This is a genomic window from Halodesulfovibrio sp., assembly GCF_025210605.1.
In the GTDB taxonomy this organism is placed as follows: domain Bacteria; phylum Desulfobacterota; class Desulfovibrionia; order Desulfovibrionales; family Desulfovibrionaceae; genus Halodesulfovibrio.
In genome coordinates, this window is the sequence record NZ_JAOARI010000013.1 from 27,823 (window position 1) to 44,831 (window position 17,009).

Sequence of the window (17,009 nt, forward strand, 5' to 3'; positions counted from 1 at the left end):
TTATGACTACAGGATGGTTGTTACAGAGGCGTAGCCCGTTACATCACACTCTGGCAGTAATTCAGCAAAAAGCGCGTTGACGTCTTGCTGTTCGGTTCTGCGAAGTACGGTGTCTACATATTCAATACGCTCAAATGTGTTGAAAAAGGCATCAACTAAATGAGGGTCAAAATGATTTCCTGCCCCATCTTCAAGAATCGAAAGAGTTTTTTCCAAGGAAAATGCTTTCTTGTACGAACGCTCGGAGCGAAGGGCGTCATAAACATCTGCCAGCGCGACAATCCGTCCTTCAATCGGAATATTTTTTCCTGCAAGTCCTGACGGGTATCCTTTTCCGTCCCATCGTTCATGATGATGCAACGCGATGATTCTTCCTGTTTCCAGTAAGCCTGATTTTGAATTTGCCAATAATTTTGCACCTACGGTTGTGTGCGTCTTCATTATGCTAAATTCATTGGTTGTGAGTGACCCTGGTTTAAGTAGGATAGCATCGGGTATACTGATTTTGCCTACATCATGCATTGCTGCTGAGTTGTATATTGTAAGTACTTGCTCACTTGGCAAGCCGACTGCATCGGCAAGTAAGGCACTGAAAAAGCAGATACGCTGAACATGGTGTCCTGTTGCTTCGTCTTTATACTCAACAGCCTGTGCAAGCCTGCTGATGGTGTCAATGTATGCCATTTCAAGATCACGGTGCGATTTTTTAAGCAGATTAATCGTGGTATCCAGATCTTCTGCATATTTGATAAGTTGGGCGTATGCTTTTTGTATTTTGACTTTACAGGAATCGTTTTCCGGCATTGTGCATATCCTTTTTCAGAAGCTCACAAAGGGTCGTGTACTTTGTAAGCATATGCCCCTCAGGTAGGGAGGAGCTATGAGAATGGATTGTATAGAGTGTATTTTGCCGAAGAATTGATATAGAAGAATAAATAATAGAAGTGAGCTTATTGCGATGCGTTCACAAACTGTTGGACGTGTTTAAGGAGATCAATCGGGCTGAATGGTTTTGTAAGATATGCCACAGCGCCGGATTGCAAGCTTTCTTCCTGAAAATTTTTCGATCCTGTGAGCATAATCACGGGGATATTGGTTGTTTCTGGATTGGAATGTAATATGTGGGTAGCTTTGATTCCGTTGTATTCCCCGGGCATATCGATATCCATAAGAATAAGATGCACTGGGTGTTGTGCTGTATAGTCTACGGCTTCCGGAGCGGTTTTGCATTCTGCCACTGTGTATCCGTCACTGGAAAGTGTTATGCGTACCAGTGTGCGTATTTCGGGATGGTCGTCTGCAATAAGAATTGTTTTTTGCATAAACAACTCCGGTAGGGATTGAGAGAAAAAAAACTGCCAGACGATCATATCAGACCGTCTGGCAGCAGAACATGAAAAATGTTTTACTACTCGTCAGTGAATGGGTGATCTGCTTCGAGAGCAACAGGGCTAAGCTCATAGCCAAGCTCTTTTGCCATAAATTCGAGAGCAGTGATATCTTTAGTGGCACGCATAATGTCAAGCAGAGTATCCGCACCAAGCTTGGCGCTCTGGTCATACGGATTTAGTTCACGCATCATAGTTGGATAAGGTTTGCCGATTTGTTCTGCTACCCATTTAGACTGCCGTGCGCCTAGAACCATGTTTTGTGTCACGCGAGTTACAGTTTCTCTCATAAAGCCATCCTTACGATCAAAGTTAGACGAATTACCTTATATCCGCAGTCGTTGTGAGGTTCTGCGGATACTCTCCTACTCTGATACAAAATAGACCATATAGTTCGTGATGCGTGAATTAGGCGCATGCTGTATTTTTGTATTGAGAGTATCCGTATTTTTATGGTAGGGTATAGCTGGATTACTACTCCTATAATGGTAGGAAGTAAGGATGGTTAGCGTGTAAAATGAGCAGGTGCGTGAGTTATTTGTGTCTGAATATTGGGGGTAAAACCTAAAGGCAGGCGTGATGATGGGAGAGTTGTATCGTGTTGTTTTAGCTGAAGATCATGTATTATTGCGTGAGGGGCTGAAATCATTATTGCAAACGTTTGAAGGCTTTGAGGTAGTAGGAGAAGCAAGTGACGGGTATCAGGCAGTAGAACTTTGTGAGAATACGGCAGTGGATTTGGTGTTGATGGACTTGTCAATGCCAAAGCTGGATGGCTTGAAGGCGACAAAAATCATTAAGCGTACTCTTCCTGAAATCAAAATTCTTATTATTACTCAGTACGACGCTAACGACTATGTTCATTCTGCATTGTCTGCCGGAGCAGACGGCTATATTTTGAAAGATGCAACCAGCGAGGAATTTTTACTTGCAGTTACAAGTGTACTGGAAGGAAAAACGTATATTTCTCCGGGAGTCGCAAATAATGTTATCAGAGGATATTTAAGTGGCGGAGCGGCGACGGAAGCCCAGTCTCCGTTGGCGGGATTGACCCCGCGCGAAGAAGAAATATTCCAACTGGTAGCAGAAGGCTATAAAAGTAGAGAGATAGCGGAAATGCTTGTAGTAAGCATTAAAACAGTTGAAAAACATCGCTCAAATCTTATGCATAAGCTGTGCGTACATTCTGCTGCGGAACTGCGGGAGTTTGCAACACGGCAAGGAATTATTTTTAAAAAGCCGGAGCTAAGCGCGTAAGCTGGTTCTACTTGGGTATAAAAAATAAAAAGGGAAAGCATCCCAAGGATGCTTTCCCTTTTCTCGTATTTGGAGTGGAGTAACGGTTAGTTTTCCAACTGCTGGATTCCGTCAAGCAACCACATGGAGTCATCTTTGTGCGCTTTAAGGAAATGCCATACTTCACGTACCTGTTCTGGATGCTGAGCGGATTTATCTTCGCGCATGAGTACGTCAAAGTACACAGTTGCAAGTACACCTTCAGCGTCTTCTTTTACTTCCAGCAAACGGGCGTTTGCCATTAGAATTTCTGTGTGTGAAGGTTGAGGGTCTTCTTTTGCCTGCTGTTTGATGGATTCGAAGACTTCGAGAGTCGTGAATTGTTTAATGTCATCAAGGTCACGACTGTCCCAGCTTTGTTGCAGACGGTTGAATACGATTTTTGCGCCTTTCAGGAATTCGTCAGAATCAAATCCTTCCGGAATAGTTACATCCGGCTGAACATCCTGAGCTTGGCTGCCTCCTGCTGGTGTACTGCGAAGGTTTGCCCATGCGTCTTGCGCTTGGCGCTGCATGTTTGAAAAATCTTCCTGAGGGGGGCTGTAAGACTGCTGTTGACTATAGTTCGCAGCGCCACTGCCCTGATAGGCTGACTGCTGGGACTCCATTTTTCGTGAGCGGAACATTTTTCGGATAAAGAAAAATGCTAAGCCCAACAGAAGGATGTCCATAAATCCGATGCCGCCGAAGCCGCCACCGAAAAGAAGGGAACCAAGTAATGTACCGGCGAGAAGACCGCCGAACATACCGCCCATGCCTCCGAAGAGACCTCTGCGCGGTTGTTGAGTGTTGTTAAATGCTGACTTGTTCTGGTTCAGCGGAGTTTTTGGTACGGGTTTGGAAAAACTTTTGCTGAACGCTGGCTTGCTGCCGAATGACCTACCCCCGCCAAGACGTTTGGCGTCTGCAAATTCTGACATGCCGATTACAAATACAGCTGCCAGAACCGGGATAAGGAGTAAGGCAATAGGGCGGATCATTTTCATACAGTTCTCCATGTAAAATAGATATACCGTACCATGTAACTATATTGAGGCATCAGTCAAGAGCCCTGATGCCTCAAAAAATCCCTATTTTTGGAAATCGTCAACGTGAATCCACGTAACAGCGCCTAATTCGACATCTTTTTCTTTTCCGTCAGGAGCAGGAAGTTTGTAGTCTGCTGTGGTAAGCGCAGCAAAGCCCCACCATCCGGCTTTAGGACAAGTTACAGTAAACACGCCATTGCTGTCGGTTTTTGTAACCATAGTAACGTGGTGTTCTGTTGGTGCTTTCAGCCCTTCTTTATTATATAATTCGTATTCCACTTCAGCTCCGGCAACAGGTTTTCCGTCTTTCAGAACCTGACCGGTGAAGCTGCTTCCTGCATATAAACCATATGGGCGTGTCAGCGGAATAATTTCTGTTGGTAGACCTGCTGGTGCGTCCCATTCTTCTTCGGAGCCGAATGCTGCAACATAGGTTTTGGTGTAGTGGATGATAAAGCAGTTTTCTTCAGGTTCCCAGTATGGGGTTGGTACCATTACAAACTGGTACACGCCTGGACGCTTGAAGCGGAAATTTGTTTTCCATGCAGCTTCGCCCATTACTTTCGTTTCAGAAAGTGTTGAGAGCAGATCTGTTTTTTTTCCGTCTGTGATGACAAAAAATTGTTCAGGCTTCACAAGAGTCATACCTGCACCTTCGAATGGATGAGAAAAAGAAAGGGCGAGGTTGGTACTGCGTGTTTTTTGAGTCGCTACGTTAGAATCCGGTATTACCATGCCGAAGTGAGCAAAAGCTGTGCTCGTGATAAATAAAAGGGCACACAGGGTAAGAATAATAGTCCGCATAACTGCTCCTGAATCGTCTAAATATGAATAGAGTTGAACATCTACGATTTGGTTACACGAATTAAATATTCGTGTCACTATTAAAATAAAAAGACTAAAACAGTGTCACATAGGCGACAAATTACATGCGGTGCAGCGTTAGATGAGGACAAGAGCGAGCGTAGCTATCGTGCCTCGGGAATAACATTTTGTGGTTCTGGTGTTTTCGCCATAATTGTAACTTCTACAGAACCGGCTCCACCGTCAAGAAGAGTTTTCGTCGCCTGTTGTAGGGTTGATCCAGTCGTTGCAATGTCATCAACGAGCAGTAGGTGCGCGTTGCGGAGCGAGTCAGGGATATGGGCGGAAAATGCGCCGGAAAGATTACGTGCACGTTCTTTTTTGCTCAGTGTGGCTTGTGGTGTGGTCTCTCGATTTCTTCGGAGAACTTCTGGGAGCAGGGGTACGTTAATTTTTTGCGCAATCAGTTTGGCGCACAACATGGTCTGGTTATGACCACGGTGCAATAAACGGGTGCTATGTAATGGAACTGGGATAACTGCCGTTGGAGCAGTGACTTTACATGTGTAGCGTGCTGCAAGGAGTCGCGCCAGAGTTAGTCCAGAATCCAGCCTCCCATGAAACTTATGCTGAAGGAGCAGCTTTCGTAAAAGTCCCTCGTACCCGCTGTAGAGGGTGATGTGTGTCCATGGAGGAGGAGAGAATAGGCAGGAGGAGCAGCGGGAAGGTGTACCTATAGCTTTGGCATAGAGCATACCGCAGATAGGGCAATATCCTTCTGTTCGTGGCGCTAGCTGTAGCAGACAGTCTGGACACAATTGTGGCTCTAAGTTCCATTGGTGATGAAAACGTAGCTGAGATTGCGTGTTGTTCGTGACGGTGATGTGATCTTTATAGAGAGCGTGAAACGATATGTCCGTCACGGGAGAGTACGGTTCAAGGCATGAAGCGCAGCGAGCTTCATCAACTCCCATAAGCGCAACAATGCGTTTAAGCACTCTCCGTATACTGAACATAGGTAACGGTGGAAGCTTATTTATATCTGGTTAGAAGAGGGACGGTGTCATTATAGGCAGCCGCGCCATAATCAATAACTTCTTGCACGGTTTTAGGATCGTTTTTCAGGTCAGTTGGACCGTCTTTGCCGTAAATGAGTAATGGTTCTGCAAGGCTGATATTGAGAGGAGTTAAAAAGTATTTGAGTGTAAGCAGCGAGCCGTGGAAAAGCTGGTCGCCTACAGGACGTGCTGCTATTAGACATACGTAGGCTTTACGTGGAGGCAGCGACAAAATATACGGATCGCGGTTGTGATGTCTGAACCAGAAGCACTGACAACGGTCAATAAATGTTTTGAAGATAGATGGCAGGTGGTAGAAGTAAATTGGAGACGAGAAGCATAGAGCTGGAGCTTCCAGAAGCATGGAATACAGTTCAGAGCTGTCGTCTTTACCTTCCTGAACGCACTTTTTGTTACCGGGAACAGCGCATGTTTCGCACGCAGTACAGTGGCGCACTGTATAATCTCGCATGAAACGAGTCTGTGTTGTTCCACCAGCTGCTTCATACCCTTGAGCAAACAATCGGGCGGCATAGTCTGAGTTGCCGTTCTTACGGGCGCTGCATCCTAAAATTTGGAGAGCATCAGCAAAAGATTGCGGTGCGGTCATACGTGTTCCTTCCTGTTAGTGTGCTACTTTTTTTTGACACTGCGTCGACATAAAACAGAGAGTTCGATGTGATTGTCAGTTTGAATTTCACAATGCCACTGAGGGTATTTTTCCAGCGCATATGCAAGCGGATCATGAGCATCGGGAGGGAGGACGAGAAGCACAGTATTCTTCTTTTGAAATCCGAGATAAAAACTTATCTCAAGTCCCAAGCCTCAGCCTATGTTCCGCAAATCTGCTACAGCAGTTTCTTTATCTTCAATGTGTGTTGCCATTTTTACTCCTGAGAAACAGGGCTATGCGTTGCTACTGGCAATTTGGGGAATAACGTTCAGGCACAGTGCCTGCACCTGAACATTTACCTAGCGTTGAAAATCAGAAAAATACGGGTTGTTGATCTGTTCGTCCTGAACAGAAGATTGTGGGCCGTGACCAGAATATACTACGGTTTCCGGTGGAAGAGCGAAGATTTTTTCTGTTACGGATTTTTTCAGTACGTCAAAGTCGCCACCTGGAAGGTCAGTTCGCCCGATGGCGCGGTAGAATAAGACATCACCTACAAACACCACTTGTGCAGCAGGGAAGTAGAATGACAGGCTACCCGGAGAGTGACCCGGAGTTGCCAGTACCTTGCATTCCAAATCCATAAAAGTTTGGTCACCTTCTGTAATAGGGGTGAAATCAAACATAGGAACTTTAGGGAAGCCCCACATACCACCTTTGCCGACTTCTGAATCGAGAAGAACTGCATCGTCACTGCCGCCGATCACAATTGCATTAGTGGCGTCATGCAGTGCTTTTACACCGTAAAGGTGGTCAAAGTGGAAGTGCGTTACAAGGATATGTGTGAGGGTAAGTCCTTCTTCACGTAAAAAATCGATAACAGTATCCGGTTCACCGCCCGGATCAACTGCAACGGCTTTTCCTTCGTGAAAAAGAACATAACAGTTGGTTTCAAGCGGACCTAAAGGAAATGTTTTTACTTGCATTAAAATTGCTCCAGCATAATATCTTCCAGCGGCTTGCGTGAGGAAGAACCTTCCTTTGCAGGTTCGCCGATGGTAATAAAAGTAATAAATTCATAGGTTGCAGGGTCAAGTGAAAGAATATCAAGTACTTTTTCGGCATTATTCATCATCTGTCCCAGCCATACGGAACCAAGCCCCAGAGAATGTGCTGCAAGCATGATATTCTGAATACACGCTCCTGCGGACTGATGATCTTTCAGTTCATGATATAAACTGTTTTTGTCGAGGAAAACGCCAATCATAAGCGGAGCACTCTTTACGACATGCGAGTAAATCGTGCAATCTGCCAGTCTGTCCATGCGCGGGTCATCAGAGCGAACTACGAGAAACCGGAACGGTTGATTGTTTTTGCCGCTAGGTGCCCATCTGCCAGCTTCCAGCATGGTGGTAATTTCTTCACGGGTAATGGGACGATTTGTATATTGTCGAATGCTGCGGCGTTCCAGCAGAGCTGTAAGAACAGGGTTAGACATAAGTTCTCCTTATTAATGCTGTGAGATCAAACCAGTCGGCTAAAAGATTCAAGCAATCACGAAGGGGGTTGTAGCGTTATTTCCAGTCTTTTTGCTGTCACCTGTGCTGCACCACTAGATGTAGTCCGGCAGGTAAAGGCGTTAGCTATAGTTTCACCTACTGTGGTAGCGTGTTTTGGTATTTAATTCTAGGGCGTGGTGCTCACGTGTAAACTTGTGCTGCTATCTTCTTTTCCTTACTGCATTAGCAGCAAGAAATTTGTTTCGACGTAGCGTTGCTACGCTTTTAACGTTTTTTCTTTTGTCTTGGCAGGAGAAAAAATTGTTTAGTATCTCAGTGTATAGAATATCGAAATCAACCCTGCAAATGTACTATGGTAAACATTGTTGTGTAGTTTCCCTGTGTCTCGGGGAAAATGTAATAGATTCTTTCCTTTATGGTATAACCCATGTATAAAAAATGGTTATGAAAGCGCAAATAGATATTCTGAATTCAGAGCGGACACAATTGAGCCGGTATGATCTCATAACGTATGAGCATTTCCTAGCGGAGTCGATAAAATCTATCATCAATTATTCGTCGTATAGTTTGTATTTTCCACGGAAAATACAAAGCCTTGAAGCTGTGTGGGATGCAAAAGAAAAAAAACTTTTGCTACCACTGGTGATGAATAATAAATTTTATGGGCAGTTTGTCGCCAGAGGGGTAACGATCAGGGCTCCTAAAACGCTTGTCGCTATATTACCGGCTGTAGCAACGCTCGCTCTTGAAAAAATACAGGGTATAAAATCCAGTATCACCAACGCAAAAAACGGGTTGTTTAATCGTGACTACTTACATCACGCAGCAAACCGTGAATTGCGTATGATTCGCGAAGGCTTTCATCTTTCGGGTGAGACAGCAGGAAGTGAAGAGTATAGAGCCTCAGTAGGTGTTGTGCTGCTTGATCTTTCTGGCTTGCGCTCTGTTGCGATGGATTTTGGACATCTTTTTGCCGAAGACTTGGCTGTTCAATTTGCGGATGCGCTTTCTTCGGTGACTCCTGAACAGGCGTTTGTCTGCAACAGCGGTGACTATGAGTATGCCATTTTGATTCCGACAGGTACTTCCAGTTCATGTCGAAAAATAGCCGTAGAAGCTGTGAATACGCTTCGGGCTATCCAAAAAGTGCATGACGTGACCGAACACAGGGTTGGAGTGGATGTTGCGGCGGGATATGCTGCATTCCCTCAGGATTTTGAAGGGGCACAGTTTGATTTGGATAGCGATGAGCAAAGCCGTTTGCTGATTCGTAAAGCGCGCATTAGTTCAAATGTTGCTAAACGGCTTGGAAAGACCCTTACCACTCCGCATGTGCTTGGCTTCAACCGTCTTTTGCATGAAGGTGGAGCTGTGCGTGAGGTTCTGCCGCTAAATCGTGTTGTTGTAGATGTTGGCGGTTCTATGGGAGCACGGGAAGGGCAGCGTTTTTCCGTATGGTCATGTAACTACAGCTCAAGCCAAGCTGGTGGCACGCCATCAAATTCGTTGATTAAGCGCCACCCTCTCTACAAGGGTGAGCTAGTACTTATGGAAGTACGTGAAGCAGATTCCATTGCAGAAATTATGCACATGGGTGACCCTACATGGTCCTTTGAACCGACTGATGCAATTAAGCTGTTGCCGGAAGAAAAAGGGATCAGTTCCGCCGTTGACAATAACGATACAGCAGAACAGTTCGATTCTTTAACAGGGCTGTACAAGCATAGAGATTTTATTGCGCGATTTACCAAGGAGCGTGAAAAGACAGACTCCTTCGCTCTCGCGCTGGTACGATTATCCCGCATGCCGCATGACAATGGTGGAGCAGGGGAACAAATCTTAGCGGAAGCAACTCAGCTGTGCCGCGATCTTCTTGGTAATGACATGATTGGCGGGCGGTACGGCATAAACTCGCTTATCTGCTTTTATCCAGAAGGAAAGCCGGAATTTGTACAGGTTCTTTTCAATGAACTTTGTGTGCGTTTACTGGCTACCCTTGGAATCGAAGCATCTGTGGGTGTATTTTGTTATCCGTACCTTGATTACCGCAAAGGTGATGCGCTGGAATGTTGTTTGAAAGCGCTTGAGTATGCAATGCTGTTGCCGGAGCCACGAGTGGGGATTCTTGATTCCCTTGCTTTGAACATCAGTGCTGATAAATTTTATTCTAAGAATGACCCGTTCGGTGCAATCGAGGAATATAAGCGGGCATTGCTTGCTGATGAAGACAACACCCTTGCCTGGAACTCTCTTGGTGTCTGCTATGCTGGCTTAGGGCGTAAGGAAGAAGCCCGTAAGCACTTTGAAGGTGCACTTGCTCGCGATGAAGACGATGTAATGGCATTGTATAATCTTGGGCACATATCGCAAACGCTTGGGCATTTTGTTGATGCACGACAATATTATGATGATTGTCTTTCGCGCGACGACAAGCATTTCTTCTCCCTTATCCGCTTAGGGCAGGTGAGTGAGCAGGAAAAAGATTTTGCTAAAGCCCGTGAATTTTTTGAGCGCGCCCGTGCGTTAGATGAGAACAAACCTCTCGTGGAACGAAACTTTGCACGATTATGCCTGAAAGAAGAGAATCCGGTTAAAGCCCGTGAGCATTTACATCAGGCACTGTTGTATAATCCGCAAGACGCTGTAGCGTTGGAGTTAATGGCGCGTATTTATCTGGATGGGGGAGAAGATCCTGAAATTGCAGAAGTGCTGGCACGACAGGCAGCAGCGTTGCGACCGGATTTTAAAGGAGCATGGCTCCAGCTTGCGCGTGCTCTAGAAGCATGCGGTAAGAAACAGGAAGCGCATCAAGCGCTGGTGAAAGCAGGTGAGTTATAGTGCGGCAACAGGTTAAGGCGTTTTTTTCGACACCGTATATTGCGGTGCCGATTGGTGCGTTGATTATTAGTTTTTCTCCGGTTTTGGTGCGGCTTACTTCTGTATCTCCAGATAACTCAGCCTTTTATCGTGTGTTGTTTGGTGGCATTACGCTTATGTTGCTTTCTGCTGCCAGCCGAGAACGCATTTCGGTTCCCCTTAAAATTTGGGGGCTTGTAACGCTCACGGCTGTCTTTTTTGCAATAGATCTTCAATGCTGGCATAGAGCCATTGTGTATGTGGGACCCGGTCTCGCGACGATTCTTGGCAATCTGCAAGTTTTCGTTACGGCAGCATTCGGTGCTCTTCTGTTCAAAGAAATTATTTCCAAACGGCTTATAGCGGCATTGCCGCTTGCTGTCTTTGGGCTATTTCTTCTGATTGGACTCGATTTAAATGAAGTCTCATCTGATATTTTGTGGGGCTTGTTTTTTGGTATTCTTACAGCGGTGTCTTACTCTTGCTACATCATTACGCTTCGGCAGTCGCAGTCAACACCAAAGAAGCTGCCATTATTTGCCAATATGGGGATAATTTCATTGTTGACAGCCGCTTGTATCGGCGTCGCTATGCAGGCAAAAGGTGGTTCGTTTGTTATTCCGACAGTGCATGACTGGGGATACCTTGTTGCGTACGGTGTTTTTTGCCAAGGCATAGGGTGGGCTTTTATCTCGAAAGGACTTCCCGAATTACCAGCGGCAATTGCGGGACTTCTTATGCTGCTGCAACCTGCGCTAGCCTTTGTGTGGGATGTATTGTTTTTCAATCGCCCTACAGGAGCTTACGGACTTTTAGGAGTGGCGCTGGTTCTCTTTGCTATAGGCATGGGAATATATGGTCAACAGGCTGTTGCGGCAAATAAAAGAGATTAATCTTTGTGATGTTGTTTTAAGTTTAAGTGAGTTTTCTTCGCGAACTTAATTATATTTCAAACACTAAAAAATGGCTGTCCTACATAAGGTAGGGCAGCCATTTTTTTGTCGTAATTAATTTTCTTACAACGAGCGAATAAAACTCTAGCGCGGCTACGAACAATGTAAACAAGAATAGTTAGCCGCTCGTAAAAGTTTTTGGAGATTTTTAAGAACCTTTTGTCGCAAAAGGTTCTTAAAGTCCCGCTGGCAAGCGCCGCCGGAGGCAATCAGGGTGTTACTTTAAAAAGGCAACAGCGATTTAATCAGTAACAAATACAGGAAGATCAGGCATTGGTTTGCCAGCTAGCTCGAATGCTTTTTCTAGTAACAGTTGGATGGCATACTCTCCGTCAGCACCAAGTTCCATTGAAAATTCGTTTACGAAGGTTGCAATGTGTTCTTTGATAACAGCATCATCCATTTCTTGTGCATGCTCTTTAATATAAGCAGTTGCTTCTTCTGGATGTTGTTGCACGTAACTCAGGCTTGCTCGAATTGCTTTTTCCAGCTGCCTTGCTTTTTCCATACCGAGATCCCGACGGATGGCGATAGCTCCGAGCGGCAATGGAAGGTTCGTTGTGTTTTCCCACCATTGACCGAGGTCGAGAACTTTTTTGAGTCCAAAATTTTCGTATGTGAAACGCCCTTCGTGGATGACAACACCTGCATCTACTGCACCGGACTGCACAGCAGGCATGACTTGATCGAAAAGCATCTCAACACGTTCTCCCTTAAGGGAATTGTTGAGCGAAAGAAGCATGTTGGCAGTGGTAAGCTTGCCGGGAATGGCTACTTTTTTATCTGCTTCCCGTGCGGACTGGAAGCAGGTGTCTTGCTTAGTTACAACGATAGGGCCACAGCCTCTGCCGAGCGCACCGCCGGTTCGCAGTAAAATGTAGTCATCAAGGCAGTCCGTCATGGCGGCAACAGAAAGTTTGGTGGCGCTGATATCACCTTTACGGGCGCGAATGTTTAAATCTTCTACATCTGCCATATACATAGTAATGTCGAACGGCATATCAATTTTCTTGTTTGCAAGGGCAAAGAAAATCCATGTGTCGTTAGGACAAGGAGAAATTCCGAGTTCCAGCTGCATAAAAAAACCTCCGGTGTACGGGAGTATGTTGTTCTGTTACAAGCGCACTTACAATGGGTTGTTTGTGCATATTCTTACGGTTGACATAGCGCGCATGCAGGCAGATACTCAGCCCGCCGAAGACCACACGCAGGTGTTGCCGCTTTTTTATTATACTGTGTATTAATTGTTAGGTAAATTGGAACGTTTTGATTTGCTTTGCATACTGCGGTAACAACAGTACATCAAGATACTGTCTTTTGATAACGCGTAGAGCGTGGTTGTTTTAGTAGACATCTGGAGACTGTAATTATGTTAGATGCTGATTACTACACCCGTCTTGGATTGGGTAGTGTATTTGAAAAGGTTATGAACGGCGAACGGTTATCCATTGAAGATGGAAAAAAACTGTTCGACTGTGAAGATATAAATGCCCTTGGCGCGTTAGCGCATCACGTTCGTACCCGTATGCACGGGGATTCCACGTATTATGTTCTTAACCGTCATGTCAATTACACAAATGTTTGCGTAAATGCTTGTCTTTTCTGCGCCTACCAAAAGGAAAAAGATGAGCAGGAAGGAGCATTTTGCTTAACTGTGGATGACATTATTGCAAAGCTCGATCCTAAAGATGGTCTTCCGTATGATGAAGTGCATATTGTTGGTGGCTGTCACCCGAAACTTCCATTGAGTTTTTTTGAAGAAGCAATTGCACGTATTAAAAAAACATACTCGGATATTGTTGTAAAAGCATTTACCGCAGTTGAAATTGCACATTTTGCAGAACTGGAAAATATTTCAACACAGGAAGTATTAGAGCGATTAAAAGCTGCTGGGCTTGAAGCAATGCCGGGTGGCGGTGCAGAAATTTTTGCACCTGAAGTACGTGAAAAAATTTGTCCGCGTAAAGCTACCGGTGATGAGTGGCTTTCTGTGGCGCGCGAAGCACATAATCTGGGTATTACCTCAAACTGTACCATGCTCTTCGGTCATCTGGAGTCTATTGAAGACCGGCTTGACCATCTGGATAAGCTCCGAAAACTTCAAGATGAAACAAACGGATTCTCGTGTTTTATCCCGCTTCCTTTCCTTACTGAAAACAGCATGCTTGAGTTGCCGGAAGAGCGTAAAGGTAAACACACCGGTCTGGATAAATTACGGACTATCGCAGTTTCCCGCCTGATGCTGGATAACATTCCGCATATTAAATCGTACTGGGTGATGCTGGGCGTTAAGCTTGCACAGGCTGCATTGCATTTTGGTGCAGATGATCTGGACGGAACTATTGTAGAAGAAAAAATCGGTCACGATGCCGGTGCACAGTCAGATCAGGCTATGACTATCCCGCAGCTGGAAGAGATGATTACTCGCTCCGGTTTTAATCCGGTACGTCGTAACAGTTTCTTCAAGCCCGTAATTGTAGAGAATCAGGAGGCGTAGCCGTGTTTGTTCATAGTCCTTTTCATGAAAACGACGCCGTAATTGAAATTTCTAAAAAAGTTCTTCGCGGCAAACGCATCGATAAAGGCGAAGCAAATGTTCTGTATAGTGAAGCAAGCTTGCATACTCTTGCATATCTTGCCAATCAGGTACGCTTTGCAAAACATCCTGAACGTATTGTGACATATGTTGCGGATCGCAATATTAACTATTCCAACATTTGTAGCTGCGCATGCCGCTTCTGTGCTTTCTTTGTTGCACCGGATAAAGCAGAGACTGATGGCGGGTACGTCATCTCTAAAGAAGAACTTGGGCAAAAAATTGAAGAAACCATAGCTCTTGGTGGAACACAGATTCTTATGCAGGGTGGGCATCATCCTGACCTGACAATGGAATTTTATGAAGACATGATTCTATGGATTAAAACAACGTACCCATCAATTCATGTGCATGCATTTTCTCCACCTGAGATTGTGTTCTTTGCCGAAAATGAAAATTTACTTGTTAAGGATGTTATTGCACGACTGCGTGCTGCCGGTCTTGATTCTATACCGGGCGGCGGCGCTGAAATTCTTGTGGATGATGTCCGCAAACGTGTTTCCCCTAACAAATGTAGTGCAACCCGCTGGCTTGCTGTGATGGAAGAGGCACACTATCAGGGGCTGAATACAACAGCGACCATGATGTTCGGACACGAAGAGACGTTGGAAGATCGTATTGAACATTTGTTTGCCGTGCGTGAAGTACAGGATAGAACAAACGGTTTTACAGCATTCATTCCTTGGACATTCCAGCCGGGTAATACCAATATTTCTTGCAGACCAGAGCCGAGCTCCGGCTATCTGCGCGTACTCGCCATGTCCCGTATTGTGCTTGATAACATCGACAATATCCAAGCTTCATGGGTGACTATGGGACCTGAGATTGCACAGCTTTCCCTTTCTTACGGTGCAAACGATTTTGGTTCTTTGATGATAGAAGAGAATGTTGTTGCGGCGGCAGGAACCTCTTTCCGTCTTACACGCGATGAAATTCATTCCATTGTTGAAGCTGCTGGATTTACTCCGAAACAGCGGACAATGGATTATTCTCTCATTGAAGGTAAGGAAGCCTAGTCTGTGCAGGAATCCAAAAAAGTACGGGTCGGGCGCATTCGATACCTGAATGTACTGCCTATCTATCATCCTTTGGAATCCGGTCAGCTTGGAGAAAATTTTGAGCTGGTCTACGGTACTCCCGCAGAACTTAATGAGCAGATGGAAGCCGGAAATCTGGATGTGTCTTCCTGTTCATCTTTTGAATATGCGCGGCATCCAGAAAAGTACTTTTTGCTACCTGACATTGCGATAGGCAGCGCCGGGCCTGTTATGAGCGTGCTGCTGATAAGTCAGAAGCCTATTTCAGAGTTGGATGGGGAAGAAATTCTCACCACAGCGCAGTCGCATACCTCTGCCGCACTGTTACGGATGTTATTCCGTGATTGTTTAAAGCAGGATGTTTCGTACAAAACAGGCTCTGTATCTGACTATATAGATAAGGGCGATTTACCCGTTGCTGCACTATGTATTGGTGACGAAGCCTTGCGGCTTGCAAACGACGAGCGTTACCCGTACCGGCTTGATTTAGGTGAAGCATGGCGAGAGTGGACTGGACTCCCTTTTATTTTCGGGGTGTGGATTGTCTCTCGAAAATCTGTTGAGTCTGGTTGTTTTTCGCAGAATCCTGTTGAGTTGTTTGCAAATGCTAAACAATGGGGACGAGACAATATCGAATACGTTATCCGTCTCGCAGAAAAAGCAGGATATATGGGGAGCGATGGGCTTACTCAATATTTCAATAGCTTAGTGTATGATCTTGGTGAGGAAGAGCAGAAAGGCTTACGTTTGTTTATGAAACGACTTGCTGAGGCTGGAGAAATACCGTTCGCTCCTGAGCTTGAATTTTATTCCCATACATGCTGATTTTACTATCACTTACTAATGATGAAGGGCTGTCCTACATATAGGACAGCCCTTTTTTCTGGGTAAATACTGGGAGGGGCTATTTTAACGGGATTCGTATTTCGGTGCGTAACTCTGCTTCCGCAGTAACTGACGGGCAGTTGAGGTAGACTTCGAGCGGTGGATGGTTTGTAAGCTCTTCGCCTGAATCTGGCAGCCAGTGCCCTAAAATAGCGGTAAATGTTTGTGGCATGGTAGCATATGAACCTTTATGGATGCAGCATGCGTAGCGTCCACCGTGAATTACATATTTGCGTGCCTCACCTGCAACAACAAAGTTTTCCGGTATAGCCATGCAAGCATCATAGCGCAATTTTTCTTGTGGGGTTGTTCGCGGGTCATCATAACTAACCCCGACTACAGGTCTGTATGTTCCGTAAAGTCCGTTTGCTCTTGACCATTTGTGTAAGGTTTTGAATGCGTTTTTGCAGTTAGCGTAGGGACCTGTATGTCTCACTGCTGCAACAGTGATTGGAGTACAATTTTTTATAGTTACGGTAAGATCAGAGGTGGGGAGCGTTGTGGTATTCATAAGTTTTCCTCCAGATAACGTATTATACTGTGGCTGTAGTTTTCTAAACTTGAGTGGTGGAAAGTCGAAGCGTTTTTTGAAAGCACGGGAAAATCCTTCTTGCGATTCGTACCCTGCTTCTAAAGCGATATTCATGATCGATTTGTCAGTGAGCAGTAGTTGGCGTGCTGCCCGTTGCAGGCATAATCTACGTTGATATTCCTTTACACCTTCACCGACCATACCGGTGAAAATTGAATGGAAATAGAGTGTAGAATAGCCGCACTGCTCGGCAAGCATCTCAAGTGTCACAGGGGTATCGAGGTGTTCTTCGATGTACCGCTGTACTTGTTCGATTCGTTTCCGGATATGTACTTTTTTGGCGTTCATGTTGATGTCTTTACCACAACGCGGATTGTATTTCTTGATCGTTTTTTAGAAATTTAAATAAAAAATGCGGGCAGAAAGTGAATTCAGCCCGCAAT

At 45.2% G+C, this 17,009-nt stretch carries 17 protein-coding genes; 6 read left to right on the plus strand and 11 right to left on the minus strand.

Features of this window, described 5'->3' with window-relative positions; genetic code table 11:
• Positions 1 to 6 precede the first annotated feature (6 nt).
• From N4A56_RS04190 to N4A56_RS04200, 3 genes are all read right to left on the minus strand, one after another.
• The gene (locus tag N4A56_RS04190) at positions 7 to 804 is read right to left on the minus strand and encodes an HD domain-containing phosphohydrolase (RefSeq protein ID WP_295545229.1); all 798 of its coding nucleotides are present in this window, start codon (positions 802 to 804) and stop codon (positions 7 to 9) included.
• A gap of 146 nt (positions 805 to 950) precedes the next feature.
• Positions 951 to 1,322, minus strand: coding sequence for a response regulator (locus N4A56_RS04195; protein ID WP_295545231.1), 372 nt, complete (start codon positions 1,320 to 1,322; stop codon positions 951 to 953).
• 86 nt (positions 1,323 to 1,408) lie between these two features.
• Positions 1,409 to 1,678 (minus strand): phage regulatory CII family protein, encoded by a 270-nt coding sequence (locus tag N4A56_RS04200; RefSeq protein WP_066856319.1) that lies wholly within the window; start codon positions 1,676 to 1,678, stop codon positions 1,409 to 1,411.
• A 289-nt stretch (positions 1,679 to 1,967) separates the two neighbouring features.
• Between N4A56_RS04200 and N4A56_RS04205 the strand changes: the two genes are divergently transcribed.
• Positions 1,968 to 2,645: a response regulator transcription factor gene (locus N4A56_RS04205; RefSeq protein ID WP_293670334.1), complete on the plus strand. Its 678-nt coding sequence runs from the start codon at positions 1,968 to 1,970 to the stop codon at positions 2,643 to 2,645.
• A gap of 86 nt (positions 2,646 to 2,731) precedes the next feature.
• Here N4A56_RS04205 and N4A56_RS04210 read toward each other — a convergent pair whose 3' ends face one another.
• The 6 genes from N4A56_RS04210 to N4A56_RS04235 all read right to left on the minus strand — a co-directional run bounded on the left by N4A56_RS04210 (position 2,732) and on the right by N4A56_RS04235 (position 7,685).
• A complete protein-coding gene (locus tag N4A56_RS04210) occupies positions 2,732 to 3,670 on the minus strand; it encodes a TIM44-like domain-containing protein (RefSeq protein ID WP_295545234.1) in 939 nt (312 codons plus the stop codon).
• An 84-nt stretch (positions 3,671 to 3,754) separates the two neighbouring features.
• Positions 3,755 to 4,516, minus strand: a complete 762-nt coding sequence (locus N4A56_RS04215; RefSeq protein ID WP_293670338.1) for a DUF4198 domain-containing protein — start codon at positions 4,514 to 4,516, stop codon at positions 3,755 to 3,757.
• Between the two features lie 164 nt (positions 4,517 to 4,680).
• Positions 4,681 to 5,514 carry a ComF family protein gene (locus tag N4A56_RS04220; protein ID WP_295545236.1) on the minus strand — a complete coding sequence of 278 codons (834 nt, stop codon included), beginning with the start codon at positions 5,512 to 5,514 and terminating at the stop codon, positions 4,681 to 4,683.
• A gap of 34 nt (positions 5,515 to 5,548) precedes the next feature.
• A complete protein-coding gene (locus N4A56_RS04225; RefSeq protein WP_293670342.1) occupies positions 5,549 to 6,184 on the minus strand; it encodes a flavodoxin family protein in 636 nt (211 codons plus the stop codon).
• Positions 6,185 to 6,546: 362 nt separating this feature from the next.
• Entirely contained in the window at positions 6,547 to 7,173 is a 627-nt protein-coding gene (locus N4A56_RS04230; RefSeq protein WP_295545239.1) for an MBL fold metallo-hydrolase, read from the minus strand.
• A complete protein-coding gene (locus N4A56_RS04235; RefSeq protein WP_295545241.1) occupies positions 7,173 to 7,685 on the minus strand; it encodes a nitroreductase in 513 nt (170 codons plus the stop codon). Before N4A56_RS04235 ends, N4A56_RS04230 begins: the two co-directional genes overlap by 1 nt.
• Positions 7,686 to 8,352: 667 nt before the next feature.
• On the opposite strand from N4A56_RS04235, the gene N4A56_RS04240 reads away from it, so the two are divergent.
• Positions 8,353 to 10,545, plus strand: coding sequence for a tetratricopeptide repeat protein (locus N4A56_RS04240; RefSeq protein WP_295545243.1), 2,193 nt, complete (start codon positions 8,353 to 8,355; stop codon positions 10,543 to 10,545).
• Positions 10,545 to 11,456: a DMT family transporter gene (locus tag N4A56_RS04245; protein ID WP_293670350.1), complete on the plus strand. Its 912-nt coding sequence runs from the start codon at positions 10,545 to 10,547 to the stop codon at positions 11,454 to 11,456. The genes N4A56_RS04240 and N4A56_RS04245 overlap by 1 nt, the downstream gene beginning before the upstream one ends.
• A gap of 301 nt (positions 11,457 to 11,757) precedes the next feature.
• Here the strand turns inward: N4A56_RS04245 and N4A56_RS04250 are convergent, their stop codons facing one another.
• Positions 11,758 to 12,594, minus strand: a complete 837-nt coding sequence (locus tag N4A56_RS04250) for a 1,4-dihydroxy-6-naphthoate synthase (protein WP_295545246.1) — start codon at positions 12,592 to 12,594, stop codon at positions 11,758 to 11,760.
• A 291-nt stretch (positions 12,595 to 12,885) separates the two neighbouring features.
• Here N4A56_RS04250 and mqnE point away from each other — a divergent pair, with 291 nt between their 5' ends.
• Genes mqnE through N4A56_RS04265 form a run of 3 tightly spaced genes read left to right on the plus strand, consistent with a single transcriptional unit; the run spans position 12,886 to position 15,974 of the window.
• Entirely contained in the window at positions 12,886 to 14,013 is a 1,128-nt protein-coding gene (gene mqnE / locus N4A56_RS04255) for an aminofutalosine synthase MqnE (RefSeq protein ID WP_295545247.1), read from the plus strand.
• Positions 14,014 to 14,015: 2 nt separating this feature from the next.
• The gene (mqnC, locus tag N4A56_RS04260) at positions 14,016 to 15,128 is read left to right on the plus strand and encodes a cyclic dehypoxanthinyl futalosine synthase (RefSeq protein WP_295545248.1); all 1,113 of its coding nucleotides are present in this window, start codon (positions 14,016 to 14,018) and stop codon (positions 15,126 to 15,128) included.
• Positions 15,129 to 15,131: 3 nt separating this feature from the next.
• A complete protein-coding gene (locus N4A56_RS04265) occupies positions 15,132 to 15,974 on the plus strand; it encodes a menaquinone biosynthesis protein (protein ID WP_295545250.1) in 843 nt (280 codons plus the stop codon).
• Between the two features lie 79 nt (positions 15,975 to 16,053).
• On the opposite strand, the gene N4A56_RS04270 is transcribed toward N4A56_RS04265, so the two are convergent.
• Positions 16,054 to 16,914, minus strand: a complete 861-nt coding sequence (locus N4A56_RS04270; protein ID WP_295545252.1) for an AraC family transcriptional regulator — start codon at positions 16,912 to 16,914, stop codon at positions 16,054 to 16,056.
• Positions 16,915 to 17,009 lie beyond the last annotated feature (95 nt).